This window comes from Chitinophaga eiseniae, from assembly GCF_900167135.1.
Lineage (GTDB): Bacteria > Bacteroidota > Bacteroidia > Chitinophagales > Chitinophagaceae > Chitinophaga > Chitinophaga eiseniae.
Window position 1 is genome coordinate 720,897 of the sequence record NZ_FUWZ01000001.1, and the last position, 26,132, is coordinate 747,028.

Here is a 26,132-nt window from a genome sequence, read left to right on the forward strand (position 1 = left end):
CAGCATCATTGGCTGATCGCTAAAATCAATGAATGAAAAAGCTAACCAATAATTTTCAGCAGCAGGCAACGACCTATTTCATGGGAGAAAGCCTGCTGCAGTTGGGAAACCATGTAGACCGGAACCGGTCGGTGCTCGTGATCGATGAAAATGTGGAAAGACTGCACGGCCATCACCTGCACGACTGGAAAAAAATCGTAGTGCCTGCCGGCGAAGAAGTGAAAAACATGGCTACCGTGGAACTGGTCATCGACGGACTGGTAGCCCATGAGGCCGACCGCAAAACCACCCTTATCGGTATCGGCGGCGGCATGATCACCGACGTGGCAGGTTTCGCAGCCAGCATTTATATGAGAGGCATTCCCTTCGGGTTTGTTCCCTCCACGCTGCTGGCACAGGTAGATGCTTCCATCGGCGGCAAAAACGGGGTCAGTCATGGTAAACACAAAAACCTGCTGGGCACTATCCGTCAGCCGGAATTCATCCTCTTCGACTACGCGCTGCCCCTCACCATGCCCGCAGAAGAGTGGCACAACGGCTTCGCAGAGATCATCAAATATGCCTGCATCATGGATGCCGAACTGTTTGATTATCTCGAAGTTAACCGGGAAAAAGCGCTGGCGAGAGATGTAGCGGTACTGGAATACCTGGTGGAAAAATCAGTGGCTGCCAAAACCAAAGTAGTACTGGAAGATGAGTTCGAAAACGGCCCGCGCCGCTGGCTCAACTTCGGTCACACGCTGGGACATGCCGTTGAAAAACTGGAGCATATCGCACACGGTAAAGCAGTGGCCATCGGTATGGTAGCTGCGGCACGTTTCTCCGAACAACTGATGGGCTTCTCCAACGATCAGACCCTGCGGCTGATAAAACTGATCACCGATTATCAGTTGCCGGTAGCTTTTACCTCCGACAAAGCAGCCGTGTTTGATATCTTTAAGCTGGACAAAAAACGGGAAAAAGACGCCATCCATTTTGTGCTGCTGGAGAAAATAGGGAAAGCCACCACCATGCCTGTTCCTATCACAGATCTGCAACTGCTGCTGCAGGCGTTGTAATTATTTTCTAAACATCTAAAGGCGGACGACACATATATATGCAAGTAACTGTATCACCCGGCATCGTTAAAGGCACCGTTACGGCCAATCCTTCCAAAAGCGCCATGCAACGCGCCGTAGCCGCTGCGCTGCTGGCCAATGGCACGACTATTATCCGTAACCCCGGCCTGAGCAACGATTGCCTGGCAGCGCTCGAGGTAGCGGAAAACCTCGGCGCCAGAATAAAAAGGGGAGATGATCATTTTGAAATCACCAGTCAGGGCGTAAAACCGTTTTACGACGAAATCAACTGCGGAGAATCCGGCCTCGGTATCCGTATGTTTACGCCCATCGCTGCGCTGGCTTCCATTCCGATCACCATCGTTGGGCATGGCAGCCTCACTACCCGCCCCATGCACTTCTTCGAAGAAGTGCTGCCACAGCTGGACGTGAAATGCACCACCCAGGACGGTAAACTACCCCTGCATATACAGGGCCCGCTGCAACCGAAAAATATCACTATCGACGGCTCGCTCAGTTCCCAGTTCCTCACCGGCCTGCTGATGGCCTACGGCGCCGCAGCGGAAGAGGTGACCATCACCGTAAAAGATCTTAAAAGCAAACCTTACATCGCGTTAACCCTGCACCTGATGGAACACTTCGGGGTAAAGGTGGAAGAACAGGACTTCGAGCAGTTCCGTTTCGGTAAAAAACAAGCTTATAACGCTACCGACTATACGGTGGAGGGCGACTGGAGCGGGGCCGCGTTTCTGCTGGTAGCCGCCGCTGTAGCCGGTAATGCTGAAGTACAGCACCTCAATACCGCCTCCGCCCAGTCGGACAAGGCGATCCTCGAAGCGCTGGAAAAGGCCGGCACCCACATCCTGCCGGGTGTCTTCACCGTAAATATTCAGAAGAACGGGCTCAATGCCTTCGAAATAGATGCCACCGACTGTCCGGACCTGTTTCCGCCGCTCGTAGCGCTGGCAGCTAACTGTAACGGCACTACGAAAATAAAAGGCGTGAGCCGCCTCGCTCACAAAGAAAGCGACCGTGGCCTCACCTTGCAGGAAGAATTCGGCAAAATGGGCATCCGCATAGACCTCGAGGGAGACATCATGCTGGTGCATGGTGGTACCGGCATCAAAGGCGCGCACGTACATTCCCATAACGACCACCGCATCGCCATGGCCTGCGCCGTAGCAGCCCTCACGGCTGATGGTCCGGTGACGATCGAAAATGCAGAAGCGGTAAACAAATCGTATCCTGAATTCTACGACCATCTGCAGCTGCTGGGCGGTCAGGTAGCCGTAGCTGCCAACAGCTAACGGCATCCTTTTTTATTCAATCTTAAATCATCAGTGTGTGAACAGTTTTGGCAGATTATTCAGGGTGAATGTTTTCGGAGAATCCCACGGCGCCAGCGTAGGGGTTAACATCGACGGCGTACCGGCAGGTATGCCGCTCAGACAGGAAGACTTCCTGCACGACCTGGAACGGCGCAAAGGCGGCTCCAGAGGCACTACCCCCCGCAAGGAGGAAGACCTGCCCTTTATCAAGTCAGGCGTATTCAACGATCATACTACCGGCGCACCGGTCACCATCCTCTTTGAAAATAACAACACCCGCAGCACAGACTATGAGAAGCTGCGTGAGTTCCCGCGGCCCGGTCATGCTGACTTTGTGGCGACCCATAAATATGGGGGCTTTGAAGACTACCGCGGCGGCGGCCACTTCAGCGGCAGGCTTACGCTCAACCTCGTAGCGGCAGGTGTCATCGCCAAAAAGATCCTGGGTGACAGCATCCAGGTTAAAGCCACCATCACGGAAGTAGGCGGTTACGCCAATCCGGAAGAAGGCCTGGAAGCAGCCATCGCCGCTAAAGACTCTGTCGGCGGTATTGTGGAATGTGTGGTAGACGGGCTGCCCATCGGCCTCGGTGAACCGTTCTTCGATTCGCTGGAGTCCAGCCTGGCCCATGCTGTATTTGCGATCCCCGCAGTAAAGGGAATTGAATTCGGCGCCGGCTTCGCCGCTGCTAAAATGAAAGGACTGGAACATAACGATCCTATCCTGGACACTACCGGAAAAACAGCTACCAACAACGCCGGCGGCGTGGTAGGCGGTATTACCAACGGCAACCCGCTGGTGTTCCGTATCGCTGTCAAACCCACGTCCAGCACGCCCAAAGAACAACAAACGCTGAACATCGCCAGCGGACAGGTGGAAACTTTCAGCGTGAAAGGCCGCCACGACCTCTGCATCGCACTGCGGGTACCGGTGGTACTGGAAGCCGTGACAGCTATGGTACTGGCTGACTTTATGCTGCTGGAACAGCTGCGCCCGAGAGTATATAAATCATAGGAAGACCTGGCAAAAAACATAAAAAAGCATCCTGTCAAACAGGATGCTTTTTTATTGGTGGCAATGCCGTTATTATTTTACGATGTCGAGCAGCTCCACATCAAACACCAGCGCACTGCCGGGGCCGATTTTCGGACCAGCGCCGCGGTCGCCGTAGGCCAGGTCTGAAGGAATGAAGAGACGCCATTTGGAACCTACCGGCATCAGCTGCAGGGCTTCTGTCCAGCCTCTGATCACGCCGCTCACCGGGAAGGAAATAGGCTCGCCTCTGTCTACAGAGCTGTCGAATACGGTACCATCGATGAGTGTACCATGATAGTGTGTTTTCACCTTATCGTTGATGGTAGGTTTGGGCCCGGTGCCTTCTTTCAGGATCTGGTACTGCAGGCCGCTGGGGAGGGTTACCACGCCCGGTTTGGCTTTGTTTTCTGCCAGGAATTTATCGCTGGCTTCGCGGTTTTTAGCCACTTTTTCCGCTTTCAGTTGCTGAAGGTAATTGCTAATGCTCATCTCACTCTGGTCTTTTGATAATGTTAATGTTTTATTGGTCAGCATGTCCTGGATGGCTTTGGCCAGCAGGGTCGTGTTGACATTCGTTAAGCCCTGTGCTTTCAGGTTCTCGGCAATGTTGACGCCGATGCCATAGCTCAGGGAATCCATCCTGTTTTTCAGTAAAGCAGGTTTTGCAGCGGTATGGGACACCGGTTTGGCCTTGGGCACGGGTTTTTTCTGGCTGAAGCCCTGCAGGCCCAGCAAACCCAATACACCGGTAAAAATGTATTTTTTGTACATAAATTTGTGGTTGTCAATAACTTTGATACAAATAAGGGTTTATTAAAGCCTTCGCAAGTTAAGGAATTAACTTTTTACAAGCATGGTTGCTCTGGTACAACAAAAGGGAGACTTGCTTTGTTGGCGTAAAAATAAAACCGCATGTTAACCGTTCAGACGTCTATGAAGTTCAGTATTCTAACAACAATAGTAGCAGTGTTGCTGACAGGCAGCCTGCAGGCACAGGATTCAACAGACTTATGGTCAAAGGCGAAAGCCAACCCTAACCTGGGGAGGCAGAAATTTATAGAGCTAAAGCTGCATACCGGGGGGCACCTGTATAATGGCGAAGAACTATCGAACGCGCTGAAGCATGGCTACGAGTCGGTGGAACTGCGGATGGCGTGGATGTCTACCGGCAAGCAGGAATGGCAGCGGGCGCTTAACTACCCCAGTTATGGTATTGGTTTCTATACCGGTAATATCGGAGACGCCACTGTCCTGGGTAATCCCAGCGGTATATACGGCTTCTTTTATGCGCCCTTCCACCGCCGCAAAAGGCATCACTTTGAAGCAGGGCTGTCGCTGGGTTTCACTTACGACCTGAACCCGTATGACCAGGATAAAAATCCGCTCAACGATGCCATCAGCTCCAAAGTAGATGTCTACTTTAACGTGGGCGCCAGCGGCGTATGGCGACTGTCGGAGCTGTTCGACTTCGTTTACGGGGTAGACCTTACGCATTTCTCCAACGGCCGCACCCATACACCCAACCTGGGTCTCAATATGGCGGGCCTTCACGCCGGTTTGCGGGTACATTACAACACGATCCGCAATATTGTACAGCAACAGATAGATCCGCATTACGTGGCGCGAATCCGGCCCACCTACATCGATAGCCCACTGTCCAAACTGAAACATAAACAGGAATGGAGCCTCTATGGCGCCTTTGGCGTAGTACAGGCAGACAGCCGCTATGGTGTGAGGGCTTTTTATGGCACTGCTTCGGCTGTATTGGACTGGAGCTATCTGTACAGCCATGTATGTAGCTTCGGCGCCGGTCTCGACGGATTTTACGATGGTTCCCTCGGATTGGTGTACGGGCAGAGATATGGTAAGGTATCCACCTTTGATAAAATGCTGCTGGGGGCTCATATTGGCCACTCGCTTCATTTGCAGCGCTTCGATATCGTTACGCAGGCAGGTACTTATCTTTGGCGGCGCGATAATGAAAAGGGAAACTGGTTCCTGCGGGTGGCGCTTCGTTATAACGTAAGCAAATACGGCTTCCTGCAGATAGGGCTCAAAACGCAGAACGGCGCGGCGGCGGACTGGATCGAGTGGGGCGGCGGTGGAAGATTGTAGCCCCGCGGAGTTCACGCGGAGTTCTCGCGGGGTTCTCGCAAAGCACGCAAAGGAGCAAAGAGCGCAAAGAATAAATATAAGCGAGCAGAGAAAGCAAAGGAGCGGAGATCAAATTTGATCTCCGCTCCTTTGCTTTCTTATTTAAACTTAAAAAAATCTTTGCGCTCTTTGCTCCTTTGCGTGCTTTGCGAGAACTCCGCGGGATTACTGCGTTATCGGCAACAATACTTTAGATGCGTGCGTGGCATCGTGGTAGATCTTAATATCCGCCTTCTTAAAATCTTTATCAGTGGCTTTATAGATATCCATGAACTGTTGCGGGTTGCGGTCTGCCAGTGGGAACCAGCTGCTTTGTATCTGGACCATGATACGGTGGCCTTTCTGGAAAGTATGGGCCACGTCAGGCATGGTGAATTTCACCGGCGTAGGCTGGCCCGGAACAAACGCTTCCGGTTTTTCGAAGCTGTTGCGAAATTTGCCGCGCATGATTTCGCCGCGTACCAGCATTTGGTAGCCGCCCATGGGATAGGTGGAGGAAGGAACACGACGGTGCTCTGAAGCAGCGTCTTCTTCGTATTTGAAATCATTCGGGAATACGTCGATCAGCTTCACCACAAAATCGGCATCAGTACCGGTTGTGCTGGCCACGATGTCGGCGATTACCGGGCCGGCAAGGGTAATGTCTTTGTCCAGCACTTCTGATTCAAACACCACAACATCCGGTCTGCGGGAAGCAAAACGTTGGTCGTCGGTCATATAGTTGATGGTACGGCCGAAGTGTACGTCTTCTGTATAAGGCACTGGTTTGGCAGGATCGCTGATGTATTCGCTGAAACTATTGCCGGCGGCAGGTGGTGTGAAGGCCAGTTTACCGTCAGGTTGCAGGTAAATGGGTTGTTCCTTCATATCGGCCGGAGGCCATTGCGGCAGCCTTTTCCATTCGTTTTTGCCGGTAAAGAAGATCGTAGCTTCTGCAATATCGGGCGCCTGCCCTTTACCTTTCAGGTAATAGTTGAAGAAAGGAATTTCGATGTTGTTGGCATAGTACTCAGAGGTATTGCTGCCAAAGCGGACGTTGCCCAGATGGGTACCGTCGTTGGAGGCCCACTGGCCATGGTACCAGGGCCCCATTACAATGCGGTTGTTGGTGTTGGGGCTTTGCGTTTCGATGCTCTTATAGGTGTTCCAGGCGCCGAAGCAGTCTTCCGCGTCGAATACACCGCCTACTACCAGCATGGTGGGTTTTACGTTTTTCAGGAAGTTGCGTACGTTACGCGCCTGCCAGTAACTGTCGTAGGTTGGGTGCGCGTACATTTCATGCCAGAAGGGAATGCTGTCGCCGATAATTTTGGAGAAATTAGGCAACGCCCCGGTTTCGAGATAGTATTTGTAGTTGTCGCGGGTGTAGTATTCGATGCCTTTAGGTCCTACGGTAGTAGGTTTCGGGTGCGGATGGTCAAATACGGTGTAGAAAGAAAATGCATCCGTGAGCATGAATGCACCGTTGTGGTGGAAATCATCTCCCATGAACCAGTCTGTTACCGGCGCCTGCGGGCTGACAGCTTTCAGCGCAGGGTGATTGCTCAGCGCGCCCATGGTGGAGTAAAAACCAGGGTAGGAAATACCGAAGATGCCTACGTTGCCGTTGTTGCCGGCGAGATTTTTCACCAGCCAGTCGATGGTGTCATAGGTATCGCTGGCCTCATCGATTTCATTTTTTCCCTTTTTAGTGGCGTTAAAAGGGCGTACGTTCACAAACTTACCTTCGCTCATCCAGGTGCCTCTGACATCCTGGATCACCATGATATAACCTTCGTGCAGGTATTGATTATAATGGTTCTTGTACAACGGACGGAACTTACCCTCACCGTAAGGCGCGCAGGAGTATGGAGTACGCGTCATCAGGATGGGGTGTTTCTCCGACTGGTCTTTGGGAAGATAGATGGAGGTAAACAGTTTGACCCCGTCCCGCATGGGGATATACACTTCTTTTTTAGTGTAGTGGGTATACATCCAGAGGGAATCCTGGTTAACAGCCTTCGTAACGACAGGAAAGACGAACAGCGCGGCGCAGGCCAGCAGCAGCCATTTTCTCATAAACGGTTTGTTTTAGATGGGGGCTAAAGTAGCAAAAAAATAAGGTAATGTGACCGCAGAAATGGGTGAGCGGTCAACCGGCCAGCTTTTCGCGTTCTTTTTTAGGCAGACTGGCCACTACGAGATCGTATGAGTTTTTGATCCACTGCAATATCAGTTTGTTGGAAATATTGGAGTGCATATCTACCGTGTTCCAGTGCTTTTTGTTCATGTGCCAGCCGGGAGTGACGCCCTCGTAGCGCTCCCGCAGCTCTACCGCTTCATCCGGGTCACATTTCAGGTTGACGCTGCTGAACTCTTCAAGATCGGTGAGGGCAAACATTTTGCCGCAGACTTTATATACGAGGGTCTGTTCCCCGAAAGGGAATTCTTCCGTAACGCCCGGAAGGGAATTGCAGTATTGACAAAACTGTTCGATGTCCATGTATGGCAGGGTTTTATGGACGACAAAGATAAAAAAAACTAAGCGGCCGGTTATGGTTTAATGATCTTGTACTGGTAAGTGATAACGGTGTTATCGCCGATGCGTTGGTCTTTCGGATAAGCCGAAGTGTCAAGTGGCGTATACGTCACCGGCATGGTCATTGACCCGCCGTTAACTTCCTGAAGCTGTATGCTGGTGACGTAATGCTCGCTGGCCAGGTAGGGATAGCCTTTCCAGTTGTTTTGCAGGTCGGCGGTGACGGCCTGTAGCAGCAGCGGATTTCTGGAAAGATAGCGGTGCAGCGGATTGGTCTGACCGTTGTAAGTCATGGTGTATCGGTACCCTTCCAGCACAAGAGTACCACCGGTAATGTTGACATAATTATGCGTGACGAATTGCTGAACGTCTTGTTGCTGGTAAGTATACTCCTTAAATTGGAGCATTGTTCCGAAAATAGTGTTATCGAAAATGAAAGTATCCTTTGAGCCGGCCAGTGTGAATTGCCGGGAGGTATTTATCTGCAGTGACGTGGTGTCGTACCCGGATATTTCTTCGCCCAGGTTACGGTACAGGGTACTGTAGATCATCAGCCTGCCAGATGTCCATGCCAGCGAATCGCGCTGGCTCAGGCTTTTGAGCGTATTATCATTTTCATTGTAATAATGGGCTGTTTTCACGTACCCGTCAGCGTTATAGCTGAAGGCGATATAATTCTGCCATTGCCGGTAGGAGGTGTTGTAGTCCCAGCGCTGTATCAGCTGCAGCCGGTCGTTGTAGACAAAGCTGTCTTTCGGGATGCCGTTGAGGCGGATGGAGGTTACCAGGTAGGTGTCCTGCGGTGGCGGCGGTGGTGACGGCGGATCTACATGTTCTTTTTTACACTGACAGGCGTGTGTCAGCAACAGGACTACGGTGAGCAGGCACCAACCATATTTTCTCAGGCAGGGCATGAAGGGCATCATGAAAGATACCTAAGATAAGGTTTAATGGTCATATTTTCCCGCAGTATTGCCGGTAGATAAGTTGAGAAAATATACCGGTACGTCGGACAGCCAACGTACCGGTTGAAGGTGTAGGTTAAAGCTATTTTTTGTTGATGGCGATGATCACGCGGGAATACCGGGCGTAAGTGATTTCCACTTCCTGGCCGGCACGATAGCCTTCGAGGGCGCCCCGCATCCAGTAAAACAGGCGTTTTTTCTGGTTGTCCAGCTTTATCATGATATTGGTCTGTGTATCGTTGTTCTCAAGGTATACCGCTTCCATGGGGGCCTGCAGCGTGGCTTTCTGTAAGGCTACCAGGTCTTTCTTCAGCGCCCAGTAACGGATATCGGTTACTTTGATCAGCGCAAACACAAGCGCTATCACAAAACTGATCATCCATACCCAAAACCAGATGTTTTTATAGGAGAATAAAGACTCATCCGCATCGCCCAGTGTATTATGCGTATACAGGTAAATCTGCGGTATGATAGCCGCTACTAATAATACAATAAAACCTATTAACGCAAATTTCCGTAACTGCTGTTTGTTCCGCTTCAGTGCTTGTTGTAGTAAAAAATTCTCCTCAGTTGTAATAAAGGTGTAGTCGGACATAGTTCGATGGTTTTTCAGTTGGCTAATATATAGATAAACAGTCAATTAATTAAATTTATATATATAATATTTTAATTGATGATTGTTATTTTGCTAATTTTTCAACAGGAAGATATTTTTTTAGATAAAATATTATCATATATGTGGATGGGTACATTAACGTTTATATAATTCGTAGTGCGACCGGAAATGGAATAAGTTTTCTAATTTGCGCGTCTTTAACCCATCCTGTTATTACTCCCCAACATCATCATATAACTAAAACAACGATCGTGAAGCGGATTTTCAATTTACTGGCGGCAGCATTGCTCATGGCGACCAGCCTGCATGCGCAGGATACGGCACAACTGACGGTGGAAGGACGGAAAAACAGCGCCTCCCAGCAGACAAAACCTTATGTGATCATGATATCGATTGACGGGTTCCGGTATGATTACGCTGAGAAGTACAACGCGCAAAACCTGCTCCGTCTCTCCGGCCAGGGCGTAAGAGCTACTGCCATGCAACCGTCTTTTCCTACACTGACTTTCCCCAATCACTATACGCTGGCCACCGGTATGTACCCGGCCCATCACGGGCTGGTAGATAACCACTTTTACGACCGTAAGCGGGACGCGATTTATAAGGTAGGCAACCGTGAAGCAGTGGAAGACGGTACCTGGTATGGCGGCGTACCGCTGTGGGTACTGGCGGAAAAACAGCAGCTGGTCAGCGCCAGCTATTTCTGGGTTGGCTCTGAAAGCGCCATCCAGAACATCCGGCCCACCTACTACTTTAAATACCAGGAAAAAACAGGCATCGACCAGCGCATTCAGACAGTGGTGAACTGGCTGCAACTGCCGGTAGAACAACGGCCACATCTTATCACTTTCTACTTCCCGGAAGTAGATCATATGGGACATCGCTACGGTCCTGAAAGCGACAGCGTGAAAAACGCTGTACAATTTGTGGACGCAGCCATCGGCCGCATGCAGGAGGCTGTGAACAAGCTGAACCTGCCGGTCAACTTTGTCATCGTTTCGGACCATGGCATGGCGCGCGTAGACACGGAACGCACCCTTTCCCTGCCAGACAGCCCTGCATTAAAACCGCTGCGTATCGTTTCCAGCAACGAGAAAATAATGCTCTATGGCAATAATGAAGCGGAAATCAGAGCTGGCTATGACTTCCTGAAACAACACGAAAATCACTACACTGTCTACCTGAAAAAAGAAGCGCCGGAAAGATGGCATTACGGACAGGAAGATGTGTACAACCGTATCGGTGATATCGTAGTGCTGGCAGAGGCCAACTACGCCTTTGATAGTCCTGCAAAAAAAATGTACCCCGGGCACCATGGTTTCGATAACAATCTTACAGAGATGAATGCTATCTTCATGGCCTGGGGACCAGCCTTCAGACCGAATACACGCATCGCCACTTTCGAAAACATACATGTGTACCCGTTAGTAGCCCGTATTCTTGGCCTGGATATCACCCAGCCGATAGACGGTAAACTGGAAGTGCTGGAACCGGTATTAAACCAATAGCGTCATGGACCAGCAAGATAGCTACGGGCTGCTGTTGCAGCATGTCGCCCGGCATATTCAGCTTACAACGGAAGAACAGCAATATTTCGTCAGCCTGCTGAAATCACGCCGCCTGCAAAGGCGCCAGTGGTTGCTGCAGGCCGGCGACACCTGCCGCTACGAAAACTTCATCGTGGAAGGATGCCTGCGTTCCTATATCACCGACAGGAACGACGCAGAGCATGTCCTGCATTTTGCGGTGGAAGATTGGTGGATCACCGACCTGGAAAGCCTTCTTACACAAACGCCTTCGCAGGTGAGCATCGAGGCGCTGGAGCCTTCGTTGGTATTGCAGCTGGAGCGTGACGCCCTGCAATCCCTGTATCAGCGGGTGCCGGCATTTGAACGGTTTTTCAGGATACTGCACCAGAATGCCTACCTGGCGCAAAACCGCCGGATACTGCAAAATATCAGCCATACGGCGGCCGAACGCTACGATGCTTTTTTACGGCAATACCCCACCATTGCGGCCCGCGTACCTCAGAAATACCTCGCTTCCTACCTGGGCATGACCCCGGTGTTCCTCAGTCAGCTCCGGCAGCAGAAAGCCGGGAAATTAAAGTAGTTGAACACCATTTATTAAAGTAGTTGAATATTTACCGGCAGCAGGTAAAATAGCTTTGCAGGTAAATAACAACGACATGAAAATATCCAACATTCAACTTCAGCCCGATCCGTATAAACCTTTCCATCTTTCACAGGGATACCGTGCGGGCGACCTGCTCTTTATCAGTGGTCAGACAGCCATCGGCGACGACGGGCAGTTACAGGGCATCGGCGACTTTGATGTACAGGCGGAGAAGGCCTTTCAGAACCTCGAAAAGGTGCTGAAGGCCGGTGGTTCCAGTTTGCCGAACGTGATCAAAGTGACCATCCTGCTGCGCGATATGGGCAACTTTAACAAGATCGTAGCCCTGCGTAAACGTTTCTTCACGGCGCCTTACCCGGCAGACACCATCATGGAAGTATCCTCTCTTTATTCTCCGGATGCGCTGATAGAAATTGAAGCGGTGGCGGTGGCCGATGAAGCGGCTGAGCGATAAACGAACGATACCGCATAAAAAAAACTGCCCCATCCCGGGGCAGCTTTTTTTATTGTTAAATGAGCTTTTACGCTACAGATTCCTCGTAGGCACTTACTGGTTCGCAGGTGCAGATCAGGTTTCTGTCGCCGTGAGTGTTGTTCACACGGCTTACGGAAGGCCAGAATTTATTGGCTTTCACATATTCCAGCGGGTAAGCTGCCTGCTGACGGCCGTAAGGACGGTTCCATTCATCGGCTGTGATCACGTGCTGGGTATGAGGCGCGTTTTTAAGTACGTTGTTTTGTTTGTCGGCAGTACCTTCTTCCACGGCGCGGATCTCTTCGCGGATCGCCAGCAGGGCGTCGCAGAAGCGGTCCAGTTCACCTTTGTCCTCACTTTCGGTAGGCTCTATCATGATGGTGCCCGGTACCGGGAAGCTCATGGTAGGAGCGTGGAAACCGTAGTCCATCAGGCGTTTGGCCACATCTTCCGCTTCAATGCCGGCAGATGCTTTAAACGGACGGAGATCTACGATGAACTCGTGGGCGCAGGTGCCGTTCACACCGGTGTACAGGATATCGTATGCTTTCTCCAGTCTCGCCTTCATGTAGTTGGCATTCAGGATAGCATATTCGGAAGCCTGTTTCACGCCGGTGTTGCCGAGCATGCGGATATAAGCGTAAGAAATGAGCAGGATGCTGGCAGAACCAAACGGTGCTGCAGATACGGCATGGGATACTTTACCGTTGTTCAGTTCCACGTGACCTGGCAGGAATGGTGTCAGGTGTTTGGCCACACAGATGGGGCCCATGCCGGGACCGCCGCCACCGTGGGGGATAGCGAAGGTTTTGTGCAGGTTCAGGTGGCACACGTCTGCGCCGATGATACCCGGAGCGGTGAGGCCTACCTGGGCGTTCATATTGGCGCCGTCCATATATACCTGGCCGCCGTGTTCATGGATGGTGGCACAGATTTCTTTCACTGATTCTTCATATACACCGTAGGTGGAAGGATAAGTGATCATGATACCGGCGAGGTCTTTGGCATGTAAAGCAGCTTTGGCTTTCAGGTCGGTCACGTCGATGTAACCGTTTTCCAGTGCTTTTACCACTACTACCTTGAAACCAGCCATTACTGCAGATGCGGGGTTGGTACCGTGGGCGCTGATAGGGATCAGCATCACGTTACGGTGTCCTTCACCTCTGCTTTGGTGATATTGACGGATCACCAGCAGACCAGCGTATTCGCCCTGAGCGCCGCTGTTAGGCTGCAGGCTGCACGCGTCGAAACCGGTGATCTGGCTGAGGTATTCGCCCAGTTCGGAAGTCATTTGCAGGTAACCGCCGGCCTGTTCTTTCGGGGCAAACGGGTGCATCTTGCTCCAGTGGGCCCAGCTCAGCGGGATCATTTCGGAGGCTGCATTCAGCTTCATGGTGCAGGAACCGAGGGAGATCATCGACGTGTTCAGTGACAGGTCTTTGTTTTCCAGCATTTTCAGGTAACGCATCATCAGCGATTCGCTGTGGTAGCTGTTGAAGACCGGGTGCTGCAGATAAGCGGAGGCACGTTCCAGACCAGCCGGGATAGCGGCTTTGCTGTTGGAAACACCGGCTGCGTCCACACTACCGGCACCGAATACACGGAGAATATCGTTAACGTCGGTGATGGTGGCGGTTTCATCGAGAGAGATGCCAACCTGGCCATTGGCGAAATAACGGAAGTTGATACCAGCTGCTTCAGCGGCTGCTTTCACATCGCCGGCGCCTTCCACCACGATGGTGTCGAAGAAGCTGCCTGCGGCCAGTTTCAGTCCTTTGGCCTGTAATTTTTCTGCCAGCGCAGCAGTGAGCAACGCTACACGGGTAGCGATGTTCTTCAGTCCCTCAGGGCCATGGTACACGGCGTACATTGCCGCCATATTGGCCAGCAGGGCCTGTGCTGTACAGATATTGGAAGTTGCTTTTTCGCGTTTGATATGCTGTTCACGGGTCTGCAGCGCCATACGCAGGGCACGCTGACCTTGTGCGTCGATGCTAACACCAATGATGCGGCCGGGAATAGAACGTTTGAAGTCGTCTTTCACGGAGAAGAAAGCCGCGTGAGGACCACCAAAGCCCAAAGGAACACCAAAACGTTGGGCAGAGCCGAAGGCTGCGTCTGCACCCAGTTCACCCGGAGAAGCCAGCAGCGTCAATGCCAGCAGGTCGGTGGCTACGCCAACAAAAGCGCCCACGGCATGTACTTTCTGAATAAACTCCTGGTAATCTTCAACACCACCCACATTGTTGGGGTATTGAATCAGCGCGCCAAAGTAGTCGGCGTCGAACTGCGCGGTTTTGTAATCACCCACCACCACTTCAATGTTCAGTGGTGTAGCACGGGTCTGGATAACGTCCAGCGTTTGGGGATAAACGTTGGTATCTACAAAAAACTTAGGCCTGGTTACATGGTCATGGTCTTTGTTGAGGGCGTTGAAGAACATGGTCATTGCTTCAGCCGCTGCAGTAGCTTCATCCAGCAGTGACGCATTGGAAATCGGTAAGCCCGTCAGGTCGCTGACCATCGTCTGGTAGTTCAGCAGGCTTTCCAGCCGTCCCTGTGAAATCTCTGCCTGGTACGGCGTGTACTGCGTGTACCATCCCGGGTTCTCAAATACGTTGCGCAGGATCACGCTCGGCGTGATCGTGTCGAAATAACCCTGGCCAATGTAATTACGCATTACCTTGTTCTTCAGGGAAATTTCTTTCAGATGGCGTAGGTAGTCGCTCTCGCTCATCGCTGCCGGAACAGCCAGCGGGTGTTGCATACGGATGGCGCCTGGAACAGTTTTGTTGATCAGCTCATCCAGGTTGGCAATGCCAATGCTTTCCAGCATCTGGTTCTTCTCAGCTTCATTCGGACCAATGTGACGGTGCACGAATTCAATTTGTTGGATATCAAAAAGATTCATGATGTAAGCAGGTATTAGAAATAGAATGCGCAAAGCTATGCAGATTTTAAGCAACCGCCAAACAACGGCCCTGAGAGATGGAAAACAGTGATAAATGATACCACCCCCCGGATGCCTACTGTCATGATTTTGTCCACCGGGTATTTGCTTATCTTTGCAGCAATGAGCAAGATTTTAGAAGATTGGGAACAGAAGGCCAAAGACAAACAAAAGGCCAATAAACAATTTCTGCAGAAACTGCAGACCCGCCGCGGCAAAGGGGTGGAAAAACTCCTGCCGGACCTTCATGAGGAAGCCTTCAGCCATATCGACTGCATGGACTGCGCCCGCTGCTGCAAGTCTATCAGCCCCCGCTTTAAAGCACCGGACATCAAAAGGATCTCCAAATACCTGGGCATGAAAGAAGGCGCTTTTATTGAGACTTACCTGCGTATAGACAAAGATGAGGATTATGTGGTGAAATCAAGCCCCTGCCCGTTTTTAGGGGGAGATAACGGCTGCAGCATCTACGACGTGCGCCCGGGCGACTGCGCTAACTATCCGTATACCGACAGCTATGATTTTTTCAAACGGCCCAATATCACCTACGAAAACAGCACCATCTGTCCCGCCGTGTTTTACATATTGGAAAAGTTGAAAGACACTATGAAAATGTAGGAATTTTTTGATTTACTGATTTTCTGATGTCCGCGATTTTAATCCCAGAAATTCCAAAATCCGTAAATCAAAAAAATGCCTAAATCTGTTACGGTTTGAGATCCAGCTTACGCATGGCCGGACTGATAACATAGGTGGTGACCACCACGGCCAGCGTAACACAACCGCCAAACACCACAGAGGTAACCAGGCCCAGTTTCCTGGCCATAAAGCCGCTCTCAAAAGCACCCAGCTCATTGGAGGAACCCACGAACATGGAACTTACAGCAGCCACGCGGCCGCGCATATCGTCCGGCGTCTTCAGCTGAAGAATTGTCTGGCGGATGATCACACTGATGCCATCCAGCGCTCCGCTGACCAGCAACGCGGCCATAGACAGCCAGAAGCTGGTAGAGAGACCAAAGATTATAATGGTCAGGCCAAACCCAAACACGGCAGCCAGCAGTTTAATACCCGGTTTGTTGACCAGTGGCCGGTGCGCTATGATGAACATGGTGATCAGCGCGCCCACCGCAGGAGCGGAACGTAACAGTCCATACCCCAGCGAGCCTACGTGCAGCACATCTGTGGCAAAAGCCGGTAACATCGCCACCGCCCCGCCAAACAACACGGCAAACATATCCAGCGCCATGGCTCCAAGTACTACTTTGGTCCTCCATACAAAACGCATCCCGCTGGTAAGACCCTGGAAGAACGTTTCTCCCCGCTCCTGATAATAAATAGGTTTGGGCTTGATCAATATCAGGCTGTAAAGCGGTGCGAGGAAAACGGCCACCACCAGCAACATAGACCAGTGGACGCCGAACCAGTAGATACAAAGCCCGCCCAGCGCAGGTCCCAGCACGCCGCCGATCTGCCAGGCAGAACTGCTCCAGGTGGAAGCATTGGCATATAATGCGCGGGGCACCAGTAAAGACAGCAGGGAAAAATTAGATGGACTCACAAAAGCCCGCACCACACCGCCGGTAAATACCAGGAAGTAGATCGATATCAATATCCAGTGGGTAGACATGCCCGCCACCGCTCTGTCCCACGTGAGCAAAAATAAACCGGTACTGATAAAAAGATAGGCGATCACACATTTCAGCAACAGGCCACGCTTCTCGCGCTTGTCTACCAGGTGCCCGGCAAAAGGCGCCAGCGTAACAGCAGGGATGACCTCAGACAATCCGATGAACCCCAGGGAAAGCGGGTCGTGGGAGAGGGCATATACTTTCCATTCGATGATGGCAAACTGCATGGCCAGCGCAAATACCAGCGCAAAGCGGATGACCAGATAGTAGTTAAACTCCTTGTAGCGTAGCGAAGCGTATGGGTCGTTTCTGGGTGTAGAGGCCGTTGTGTCCAAGCGGGTGTAATTTCCTGCTAAGGTAAAAAGCAGCAGGGAAAAAGCAAAAAGTCATCAGTGAAGGAATAATAATCCGCTATTTTTAGTGCTTCTTAAATTCCGCACTACTATGAAAATACGAGGGTTGTTATGTGGGATGTTCATTCCCCTGTTAGTCGCCCATGCCGCCTGCGCCGGAGATCCTGGCAAAGCGGCGCCTCCTGCCAGAAAAGCGAGGCTGCAACTGGTTACAGATAAGTTTATTTCCCCGGTGAATATGGCCGTGCCGCATGACGGTACAGGCCGGTTGTTTTTCTGCCAGAAGGAAGGAAAGGTATGGATCGTGGACAGGAAAGGCAACCAGCTGCAGACGCCCTTTCTGGACGTAAGCGGGGATATGGTGAAGGTCAATCCAGCCTACGACGAAAGAGGTTTGCTGGGCATGGCTTTTCATCCCGACTTCAAAAAGAACCGCAAATTTTATGTGTATTACAGCGCCCCGGTGCCTAACCCGGTCAAACGGGTGCTGGACCACAAAAGCCGCCTGGTGGAGTTTACCGCATCCGCCACCAATCCGAACGCGGCCGATCCGGCCTCCAAACGGGTGCTGATGGAGATCGACCAGCCAGAGTCCAACCACAACGGTGGCCAGCTGGCCTTCGGCCGTGACGGCTACCTCTACATCGGCCTGGGCGACGGTGGCGGCGGCGGAGACAAACACGGCGCCGCCGGCAACGGGCAGGACCTCGGCACCGTGCTGGGAAAAATACTGCGTATAGACGTGAATGGTACTCCCTATAAAGTGCCGGCTGACAATCCGTTTGTAAAAACAGCCGGAGCAAAGCCGGAAATATGGGCCTATGGCCTGCGTAACCCGTGGCGCTTCTCTTTCGACAGATCTACCGGTCAACTGTTTGCCGGCGACGTGGGACAAGCCAAATATGAAGAGGTGGACATCATCACCAAAGGCGGCAACTATGGTTGGCGCATCATGGAGGGGTATCATGAATTCAATGTCCCCGCTGGTACAAACCGCAACAAACTGCTGCCCCCGATACACGAGTACGACCACGATCTGGGCATCAGCATCACCGGAGGGTATGTGTATAGGGGAAACGCTATCCCCTCCCTGAAAGGACTTTATATTTTCGGCGATTACAACGGGAAAACATTTGTGCTGGCGCAGAAAGGGAATAAATGGGAACGCGCCGACCTGGAGCTGTCTGGCCGCCCTGCGGATAACCCCTTCATTCTCAGCTGGGGAGAAGATGAGCAGGGAGAAATCTATATGCTCACCAGTATGTCTACCAAAGACGGCTTCAAAGGCGCAGTGTATAAGCTGGTCAGGGAATAGCTTCTCGCAAAGACGCTAAGTTTTTTGGCTTGTTTTTAAGTTGAAATTTAAGAACGCAAAGGAGCGGAGACCGCCTTATATGATTTTGTTTTATTTTTATTCAGAATTAACAACCAGTGCATATGAGTGTAAATGGTATAAATACGATTGATCAACCATGATCTGACTGATATGTGATCTCCGCTCCTTTGCGTTCTTAAATTTCAACTTAAAAACAAGCCAAAAAACTTAGCGTCTTTGCGAGAAACCCCTCCTTCCGACCGTTTGGCCCAATTTTTTGTTAAAAGGAAATAATTTCAAGTGGCAACGGACGATTTTATTTTATATTTGATCAGACAACGTTTACGTTAATAGAGATACATATGAGACTGAAAGTGATTATCCCGGTTGTGCTCCTCAGCATATCCGCCGGTGTGTTGGCTTTTAACAAGCTAGGCCATGCAGACGATCCCCCTGGCCGTTACGAAGTCATCATGAACCTGGTAGGCCAGATGCTGAAGGAAGGGCACTACCAACCCAAATCCATCGATGACGCCTTCTCCAAAGAGGTTTTCAATAAATATGTGCGCAGCCTGGACGTGGAAAAGAAATTTTTCCTCAAATCAGACATCACCCGTCTGGAACCGCTGGCCACCCATATTGACGACGAATTGAAAGGTGCTCCGGTAGACTGTTTCCGCAATATCAACACCATCATCAAACAGCGGGTGGCGGAAGCGGCAGCCATCTACCCGGAACTGCTCTCCAAACCGTTCGACTTCACCGTGGACGAGAAAGTGACCCTCGACCCCGAAAAGCTGGATTACCCGGCCGACGAGAACGCACGGAAAGAAGCCTGGCGCAAAGTGCTGAAATACCGTACGCTCGAAAAGCTGACGGACCTCCAGGAGCTGAGAGACAAAGCCAAAGACGGCGACAGCGCTAAATCCAAAACCGACGCCCAGCTGGAAAGCGAAGCCCGCGTGAAAGTAAAACAGCTGTACGACCGCTATTTTGAGCGTCTGAAAAACAGGCAAAACGACAACGATCGCTTCAACTTATACGTGAATGCCATTACCACCACGATGGACCCGCATACCGACTACTTCCCGCCGGATGAAAAACGTGCCTTCGAAGAGCAGATGGCCGGTAAATTCTTCGGTATCGGTGCACAGCTGAAAGAAGAAGGCGACCGCATCAAAGTGATCAGCATCGTGACAGGCAGCCCCAGCTGGAAACAAGGCCAGCTGAAAGCCAACGACGTGATCCAGAAAGTAGCACAGGGCAACGCTGAGCCAGTGGACATCACCGGCTATCCTGTAGAAGACGCCGTGAAACTGATCCGCGGTAAAAAAGGCACCCCGGTGAAACTGACCGTGAAAAGTGTGGACGGCACCATCAAAGACATTACCATCGTCCGCGATGAAATCGTAACAGAAGAAACTTTTGCGAAATCCGCCATCATCAATGGCCAGCATAAAATCGGGTATATCTACCTGCCGGAATTCTATGCCGACTTCAACGACCGCAACGGCGCCCGCAGCGCGGAAGACGTAGCCAAAGAAGTGGCCAAACTGAAAGCCGAAAAAGTAGAAGGTATCATCCTCGATCTGCGCTTCAACGGCGGCGGCTCCCTCCAGGACGTAGTACAGATGGCCGGCCTCTTTATTCCGGAAGGTCCTGTGGTACAGGTACGCTCCAGAGGCGGTGATGCAGTTGTACTGCGCGACCGTGATAAAAACGTGCAATACGATGGCCCGCTGGCAATCATGGTCAATGAATACAGCGCCTCCGCTTCTGAAATCATGGCTGCTGCCATGCAGGACTATAAACGCGCCGTGATCATCGGTAGTGGCCAAACATTCGGTAAAGGCACAGTACAACGGCTGTTCAACCTCGACGATTTCTACCCGGTAAAAGACGGCGGCAGCCTCGGCGCGCTGAAACTGACCCAGCAGAAATTCTACCGGGCCAACGGCGGCTCCACCCAGCTGAAAGGCGTAGCTTCCGATGTAGTACTGCCGGATCCATACTATGATGTGGCAGAACGTAAAGACAGCGACGCGCTGGCATGGGACGAAATTCCCCGCGCAGCACTCACACCATGGATTAACCCGGTGCCGACAGAAGCGCTGAAAAAGAACAGCGAGAAAAGAATGGCCAACAGCCCGGCTTTCAAACTGCTCAACGAAAATCTGAACACGCTCAAAAAACTGGAAAAGCAGGAGACCTATTCACTGAACCTGCAGACCTTTAAGTCTGAACAGAAAAGCAACAGCGCCGCCTTGAAAAAATATGACGCTGTAAATGATAAGGTGAAAGAACTGAGCATTGTGAACATCAGGTCAGACATGGAAAAACTCGGCAATGACTCCTCCAAGATCGCACGTAATAAAGACTGGATCAAGGTAAGGACCAAAGACATCTACCTCGATGAAGCCGTAAATGTGATGAACGATCTGATTGCCATGTCACTGCCGAAGATGGAACGCAAACCTAACCGGTAAGAGAATACATAAAAAGCGAACCGCCCATTGATCCTGTCAGTGGGCGGTTCGCTTTTTAGTAGTAATATGTTGGATTCGCTTACATCTCCGCTTGATCAGAAGAGTCAGCAACAATCATCGTCGTCATTTGCTGCGGTTAAGTTCTTCCAGCGCTTTCTTCACCACCGGATCGGTAGCATTGATCGTTTCATAGAATCCTTCCGTGCGGTACAACTGGCGGGCCAGCATGGCTTTCAGGCGGGTCCTGATTTCAGTGTCGTCATGACCGCTGAGTTGCTGAAGACCGGGTACGCTGTCTTTCTGTGCGTAGGTTTTGAATGCCTCGAACAGGGCAGGGGAGGTCTGGAAGTTTTTCGTGAAATCTTCCGCATCCTTGTATTGCTTGAAGGCATCTTTGTTGCTGGTGTAGTACTGGTAGGCGAAGTTGCTCAGCGTATTACGTGTATAGATGGCTGTTAGCGTACGGGAGTAGCGGGAGGTATCGAACGGGACGAAGATGTCCGGGGTGATACCGCCGCCGCCGTATACACGGCGTCCGGAGGCTGTCTTGTAAGGAACGGTATCGGTGATTTTGATACTGTCTTTGTTGACCAGTTCGCCGTGATGATAACGTTCCATGATATCATCATCATAGGCGGTACCGTTGCCATAAGGTTTCTGGATGCTTCTGCCGGAGGGGATATAGTACCGGGCTACGGTGAGGCGGAGGGCGCCGCCGTTGTCCAGGTCGTATTGTTCCTGTACAAGGCCTTTACCGAAGGTACGGCGGCCGATGACAGCGCCGCGGTCCCAGTCCTGGATGGCGCCGGCGAGTATTTCACTGGCTGAGGCGGAGCCTTCATCGGTGAGGATGGCCAGTGCGCCGCGTTCAAACATGCCGGGACGTTTGGTTTTATAGTCGGTGCGGGGATAGTCCTTCCCTTTGGTATATACCACCAGTTTGTTGTCTGTCAGCAGTTCATCGGCGATGCGGATAGCAGCGTCCATGAAACCGCCGGGGTTCTGGCGTACGTCGATGATCAGTTTTTCCATGCCCTGCTGTTGCAGTTTACGCATGGCTTTCATGAACTCGTCGAAAGTGGTGGCGGAGAATTTGTTGATTTTGATATAACCGATGCCGGGGGCTGCTATGTAGCTGGCATCGATGCTGTAGATGGGAATGACGCCTCTTTTAATAGGCACCTGTATCTGTTTCTGCTGGCGCAGCAGGGTGGTGTTGACCATGGAGCCTGCAGGGCCGCGCAGCAGTTTACGGATTTTATCGGGGGTGATACCGTTGCCGGCCACCAGGCTGTCGTTGACCCGAAGGATCTTATCGCCGGTTTGTACGCCGGCTGCTTCTGAGGGGCCGCCGCTTAGTACGGATATGACATTTACGGTGTCGGCGGTGATATTGAACTCTACGCCGATGCCCTGGAAATTGCCTTCCATGTCTTCGTTGACAGCCTGCAGCGCGGAAGGGGGAATATAGACAGAGTGCGGATCGAGGTGGCTCAGCAGTCCTTCGATGGCTTCCTGTTGTACTTTATCGGCATCCAGTGTATCTACATATTTTGTTTTGATAAGGTCCATCACTTCCTGTAACGGTCCCCGGGTGGGTTTGGTGAAGAAAACGGTGGTACCGCCTGTGTTGGACCCGGGCATTTTGTGGCCAAGGAACATCCCAAGGGCCAGCACTACCGCAAAGAGAAGAGGTAAAAAAACATTCAGCTTCCTGTTTGACATAATTTGATTATTATCCCGCTAATTTATGACCAATCTAACCATGTAATATAAGCCGCAGGCGGAAGGAAATCTGCTGCGCGCATGCATCATCATAGCTTAAACTCGGGGGTGGCATTTGTTTTTATGAAACCCTTTTGTTTAAATTGTGACAAAAATAGCATAAATCAGGAGCAAACGCTTACGATTCTTTAATTTCATAAATTACAGGATGGCTGCAAGAACAAAGCTGATCGCTGACAGCGGATCGACAAAGACGGAATGGGCCCTGCTGGGAGACCGTGAGCCCGGGATCTATCATACGCAGGGCGTAAGCCCGTATTTTCAGACGGCAGAACAGATCCGGCAGATCATGCAGGTGGAACTGATCCCCCAGCTGCCGGCCGGCACCGTGGTAGACGAGGTCTATTTTTATGGTACCGGTCTTGCCCAGCAGAAGAACACACAGCTGGTGACCGACTGCCTGAAGGCGGTCTGGCCTTCCGCCGCTGTAGATGTGAACCACGACCTGATGGGAGCTGCCCGCGCCTTGTGCGGTCGCACGCCGGGCATCGCCAGTATCCTGGGCACCGGCTCCAACTCCTGCTATTTTGATGGCAATACCATCGTGAAAAACAATCCGGGCCTGGGTTATATCCTGGGCGACGAAGGCAGCGGCGCTTATCTCGGCAGAAAAGTACTGCAGTACTATCTGTACAATACCTTCGATGAAGAACTGATGGTCCGTTTCGACCAGAAGTACAATACCAGTAAAGACGAAATCCTCGAAAACGTATACCGTAAGCCACTGGCTAACCGTTACCTGTCAACGTATTCCACTTTCCTGTCTGAAAACAGGGGCCACTTCCTGATTGAAAATATCCTGGAAGACGGCCTGAATGACTTTTTCTTCAACCATCTGTATAAATACCGGGAGAGCTGGACCACCTCGTTGCATTTCACAGGCGGCATCGCCTGGCATTTCCAGGATATCCTGAAAGAGTTGTGTGAACTGTATGAACTGCCGCTCGGCAAAATCCTGCGCACGCCCATGGAAGGCCTCATTGAATATCACCATCGTTAATCATTTCTACAACAGATCATATATGGCATTTGTAAAAGTAACTGAACAGACTTCAAATTATCGTCACCTCGAAAAGATGAGCCTGACGGAATTATTGACCAACATCAATAACGAAGACCGGTCAGTTCCCGTGGCCGTGGAAAAATCCATCCCACAGATTGAAAAACTCGTGGCAGCCATCGCGGATAAAATGCTGGCAGGCGGACGTTTGTTCTATATCGGCGCCGGTACCAGCGGCCGCCTGGGCATCGTGGATGCCTCCGAATGCCCGCCTACTTTCGGCGTACCACAGGGACTGGTCATTGGCCTGATCGCCGGAGGCGACGCCGCCATCCGCAAAGCCGTGGAGTTTGCCGAAGATGACCGTGAGCAGGGATGGAAAGACTTACAGGAATTTAATATCACCGATAAAGATGTGGTGGTAGGCATCGCTGCCAGCGGTACCACACCCTATGTGATCGGTGCGCTCGATAAATGCCGCAGCAACGGTATCATTACCGGCAGCATCAGCTGCAACCCCGATTCCCCGGTATCCGCCGCCGCCGATTTCCCGGTGGAAGTAGTGGTAGGACCGGAGTTTGTGACCGGCAGCACCCGCATGAAAAGCGGTACCGCACAGAAACTGGTGCTCAATATGGTGTCTACCGCCGTGATGATCCAGCTGGGCAGGGTAGAAGATAACAAAATGGTAAACATGCAGCTGAGCAACGAAAAATTAGTGGACAGAGGCGTGAAAATGCTGATGGAGAAACTGTCGATCACCGATTACGAACAGGCACAGCAGCTGCTGCTGAAAGCCGGCAGCGTGAAAAAGGCGATGGACGATTTTGCCAAAGCCTGATTAAATTAGACATTTGTAGCCGGAAACTACGCATGCATACAATCGAACCATATTATAACTGGAGGCACCTGTACGCCGCTGAAGAAGACGAGCTATCGCCCTTCTACGGGCGGGAATACAGTGAATTTGAATTCTCCAATACAGTCTACAATTATTATGTTCATCCGCAGTGGGACGACTTCGGGTCCCGCAACCTGTACCTGAAAATCCTCTTCGCCGACTACCAGTACAACTTCGCCATCATAGAACTGCTGGGAGAATGGAACGATGCGATCGACAACGATATCATGACCCTCAAACGGGAAATCATCGATGTGCTCATCGCTGAAGGGATCTATAAGTTTATCCTTATCGTCGAAAATGTAATGAATTTCCACTCTTCCGATGACTGCTACTATGAAGAATGGTGGGATGATATCAAAGACGAAGGCGGATGGATCGTTGCCCTCAATATGCCGGAACAAACCAGGCAGGAGTTCGAAAAAGCACGCCTGCAACACTACGTCCACCTGCTGGATGACGACAAATGGCGAACATATCAACCACTGCATTTGTATAATATGATAGACAATATCATGCTAAAACTTTTGGAATAATTTATATTATATTTTCAGTACAAAATGAAAGATAATATGCATAAAATCATTGATTTTTAGTTTTTTATGCATTGTAAATTATTTTTACGTACCTAAAAACCTGATAAATATCATTTGGTTTTTATTTTTCCTGCGCTAAATTTGCCCGACATTTCAATCAACTTTTTATACAAGGAAGCTTAGAATTTTACTTATGAAGTGGTCACAGTTTTTTAATACATCTATCGGTAAGAAGTTATTGGTAGGTGCTACCGGTTTGTTTCTTTGCAGTTTTGTTATTGTGCACCTGGCAGGCAACTTCCAGCTGCTGTATAACGACGAAGGCAAGGCATTTAACGCATATGCCCAGTTCATGGGACATAACGGCCTGATTCAGTTCATCGCCTGGGGCCTTAAAGTAGTGATCATCATCCACGCACTGATCGCGCTGAAGCTCACTTTTTCCAACAGGGCTGCCCGTCCGGTGAAGTACGCCATCAACCCGGGTAACCAGACATCTTCCTGGTTCAGCCGTCAGATGGCGATCATGGGAAGCATCCTCCTTATCTTTATTGTGATCCACCTGGCCAATTTCTGGGGCAAGTTCCACTACGCTGAAATGCCTACCCGTACCTACGAAGGCATCCACGAACCACTGAAAGACCTCTATGCGCTGAGCTATGAAACCTTCCAGAACGTATGGCTCGTTATCCTCTATGTAGTGGGGATGATCGGTCTCTCTTTCCACCTGATCCACGGTTTTAAGAGCGCCTTCCAGACTTTTGGTCTGAATCACAAAAAATACAACGGTTTGATCAATTTCGTAGGCGTATGGATCTTCGGTATCCTGATCCCTATTGGCTTTGCCCTGATCCCGATTGTTATCTATTTAAAAAAATAATTCTGTAAA

The 26,132-nt window shown here is 51.0% G+C and carries 22 protein-coding genes; 14 read left to right on the top strand and 8 right to left on the bottom strand.

Annotated elements, in window-relative coordinates:
- Window positions 1-32: 32 nt before the first annotated feature.
- From aroB to B5D63_RS03040, 3 genes are read left to right on the top strand one after another with little or no spacing between them, the layout of a single operon-like run.
- The gene (gene aroB, locus B5D63_RS03030; protein ID WP_078667284.1) at window positions 33-1,058 is read left to right on the top strand and encodes a 3-dehydroquinate synthase; all 1,026 of its coding nucleotides are present in this window, start codon (window positions 33-35) and stop codon (window positions 1,056-1,058) included.
- Between the two features lie 38 nt (window positions 1,059-1,096).
- Entirely contained in the window at window positions 1,097-2,365 is a 1,269-nt protein-coding gene (gene aroA, locus B5D63_RS03035) for a 3-phosphoshikimate 1-carboxyvinyltransferase (RefSeq protein WP_078667285.1), read from the top strand.
- A 37-nt stretch (window positions 2,366-2,402) separates the two neighbouring features.
- Window positions 2,403-3,401 carry a chorismate synthase gene (locus B5D63_RS03040; RefSeq protein WP_078667286.1) on the top strand — a complete coding sequence of 333 codons (999 nt, stop codon included), beginning with the start codon at window positions 2,403-2,405 and terminating at the stop codon, window positions 3,399-3,401.
- A 72-nt stretch (window positions 3,402-3,473) separates the two neighbouring features.
- On the opposite strand, the gene B5D63_RS03045 is transcribed toward B5D63_RS03040, so the two are convergent.
- Window positions 3,474-4,193 carry a BamJ family beta-barrel-assembly machinery protein gene (locus B5D63_RS03045; protein ID WP_078667287.1) on the bottom strand — a complete coding sequence of 240 codons (720 nt, stop codon included), beginning with the start codon at window positions 4,191-4,193 and terminating at the stop codon, window positions 3,474-3,476.
- Window positions 4,194-4,334: 141 nt separating this feature from the next.
- On the opposite strand from B5D63_RS03045, the gene B5D63_RS03050 reads away from it, so the two are divergent.
- Window positions 4,335-5,537 (top strand): acyloxyacyl hydrolase, encoded by a 1,203-nt coding sequence (locus B5D63_RS03050; RefSeq protein WP_078667288.1) that lies wholly within the window; start codon window positions 4,335-4,337, stop codon window positions 5,535-5,537.
- A 204-nt stretch (window positions 5,538-5,741) separates the two neighbouring features.
- On the opposite strand, the gene B5D63_RS03055 is transcribed toward B5D63_RS03050, so the two are convergent.
- The 4 genes from B5D63_RS03055 to B5D63_RS03070 all read right to left on the bottom strand — a co-directional run bounded on the left by B5D63_RS03055 (window position 5,742) and on the right by B5D63_RS03070 (window position 9,654).
- A complete protein-coding gene (locus B5D63_RS03055) occupies window positions 5,742-7,634 on the bottom strand; it encodes a CocE/NonD family hydrolase (RefSeq protein WP_078667289.1) in 1,893 nt (630 codons plus the stop codon).
- Window positions 7,635-7,707: 73 nt separating this feature from the next.
- Window positions 7,708-8,058 (bottom strand): MmcQ/YjbR family DNA-binding protein, encoded by a 351-nt coding sequence (locus tag B5D63_RS03060; protein ID WP_078667290.1) that lies wholly within the window; start codon window positions 8,056-8,058, stop codon window positions 7,708-7,710.
- A 50-nt stretch (window positions 8,059-8,108) separates the two neighbouring features.
- Window positions 8,109-9,020 (bottom strand): hypothetical protein, encoded by a 912-nt coding sequence (locus B5D63_RS03065; RefSeq protein WP_078667291.1) that lies wholly within the window; start codon window positions 9,018-9,020, stop codon window positions 8,109-8,111.
- Window positions 9,021-9,141: 121 nt separating this feature from the next.
- Window positions 9,142-9,654 carry a hypothetical protein gene (locus B5D63_RS03070; RefSeq protein ID WP_078667292.1) on the bottom strand — a complete coding sequence of 171 codons (513 nt, stop codon included), beginning with the start codon at window positions 9,652-9,654 and terminating at the stop codon, window positions 9,142-9,144.
- 272 nt (window positions 9,655-9,926) lie between these two features.
- Here B5D63_RS03070 and B5D63_RS03075 point away from each other — a divergent pair, with 272 nt between their 5' ends.
- The 3 genes from B5D63_RS03075 (at window position 9,927) to B5D63_RS03085 (ending at window position 12,265) form a co-directional block, all read left to right on the top strand.
- Complete coding sequence (locus B5D63_RS03075) at window positions 9,927-11,183, top strand: alkaline phosphatase family protein (protein WP_200816899.1); 1,257 nt, start codon at window positions 9,927-9,929, stop codon at window positions 11,181-11,183.
- Window positions 11,184-11,187: 4 nt separating this feature from the next.
- Window positions 11,188-11,787 (top strand): Crp/Fnr family transcriptional regulator, encoded by a 600-nt coding sequence (locus tag B5D63_RS03080; protein ID WP_078667293.1) that lies wholly within the window; start codon window positions 11,188-11,190, stop codon window positions 11,785-11,787.
- A gap of 76 nt (window positions 11,788-11,863) precedes the next feature.
- Window positions 11,864-12,265, top strand: coding sequence for a RidA family protein (locus B5D63_RS03085; protein ID WP_078668518.1), 402 nt, complete (start codon window positions 11,864-11,866; stop codon window positions 12,263-12,265).
- Between the two features lie 67 nt (window positions 12,266-12,332).
- Here the strand turns inward: B5D63_RS03085 and gcvP are convergent, their stop codons facing one another.
- A complete protein-coding gene (gene gcvP, locus B5D63_RS03090; RefSeq protein ID WP_078667294.1) occupies window positions 12,333-15,197 on the bottom strand; it encodes an aminomethyl-transferring glycine dehydrogenase in 2,865 nt (954 codons plus the stop codon).
- Between the two features lie 162 nt (window positions 15,198-15,359).
- Between gcvP and B5D63_RS03095 the strand changes: the two genes are divergently transcribed.
- On the top strand, window positions 15,360-15,854 hold the full coding sequence (locus tag B5D63_RS03095; protein ID WP_078668519.1) for a YkgJ family cysteine cluster protein: 495 nt from the start codon (window positions 15,360-15,362) through the stop codon (window positions 15,852-15,854).
- 88 nt (window positions 15,855-15,942) lie between these two features.
- On the opposite strand, the gene B5D63_RS03100 is transcribed toward B5D63_RS03095, so the two are convergent.
- The gene (locus B5D63_RS03100; RefSeq protein ID WP_078667295.1) at window positions 15,943-17,202 is read right to left on the bottom strand and encodes an MFS transporter; all 1,260 of its coding nucleotides are present in this window, start codon (window positions 17,200-17,202) and stop codon (window positions 15,943-15,945) included.
- Between the two features lie 109 nt (window positions 17,203-17,311).
- Between B5D63_RS03100 and B5D63_RS03105 the strand changes: the two genes are divergently transcribed.
- On the top strand, window positions 17,312-18,535 hold the full coding sequence (locus tag B5D63_RS03105) for a PQQ-dependent sugar dehydrogenase (protein ID WP_078667296.1): 1,224 nt from the start codon (window positions 17,312-17,314) through the stop codon (window positions 18,533-18,535).
- A 362-nt stretch (window positions 18,536-18,897) separates the two neighbouring features.
- Window positions 18,898-21,021 carry a carboxy terminal-processing peptidase gene (locus B5D63_RS03110; protein ID WP_078667297.1) on the top strand — a complete coding sequence of 708 codons (2,124 nt, stop codon included), beginning with the start codon at window positions 18,898-18,900 and terminating at the stop codon, window positions 21,019-21,021.
- Window positions 21,022-21,144: 123 nt separating this feature from the next.
- Here the strand turns inward: B5D63_RS03110 and B5D63_RS03115 are convergent, their stop codons facing one another.
- Window positions 21,145-22,746, bottom strand: a complete 1,602-nt coding sequence (locus B5D63_RS03115; RefSeq protein ID WP_078667298.1) for a S41 family peptidase — start codon at window positions 22,744-22,746, stop codon at window positions 21,145-21,147.
- Between the two features lie 208 nt (window positions 22,747-22,954).
- Between B5D63_RS03115 and B5D63_RS03120 the strand changes: the two genes are divergently transcribed.
- From B5D63_RS03120 to B5D63_RS03135, 4 genes are all read left to right on the top strand, one after another.
- Window positions 22,955-23,806, top strand: a complete 852-nt coding sequence (locus B5D63_RS03120) for an N-acetylglucosamine kinase (protein WP_078667299.1) — start codon at window positions 22,955-22,957, stop codon at window positions 23,804-23,806.
- A 22-nt stretch (window positions 23,807-23,828) separates the two neighbouring features.
- Window positions 23,829-24,647 (top strand): N-acetylmuramic acid 6-phosphate etherase, encoded by an 819-nt coding sequence (gene murQ / locus B5D63_RS03125; RefSeq protein ID WP_078668520.1) that lies wholly within the window; start codon window positions 23,829-23,831, stop codon window positions 24,645-24,647.
- 32 nt (window positions 24,648-24,679) lie between these two features.
- Window positions 24,680-25,243 (top strand): hypothetical protein, encoded by a 564-nt coding sequence (locus B5D63_RS03130; protein WP_078667300.1) that lies wholly within the window; start codon window positions 24,680-24,682, stop codon window positions 25,241-25,243.
- A 193-nt stretch (window positions 25,244-25,436) separates the two neighbouring features.
- Window positions 25,437-26,123, top strand: coding sequence for a succinate dehydrogenase cytochrome b subunit (locus B5D63_RS03135; protein ID WP_078667301.1), 687 nt, complete (start codon window positions 25,437-25,439; stop codon window positions 26,121-26,123).
- The last annotated feature ends 9 nt before the right edge of the window (window positions 26,124-26,132 follow it).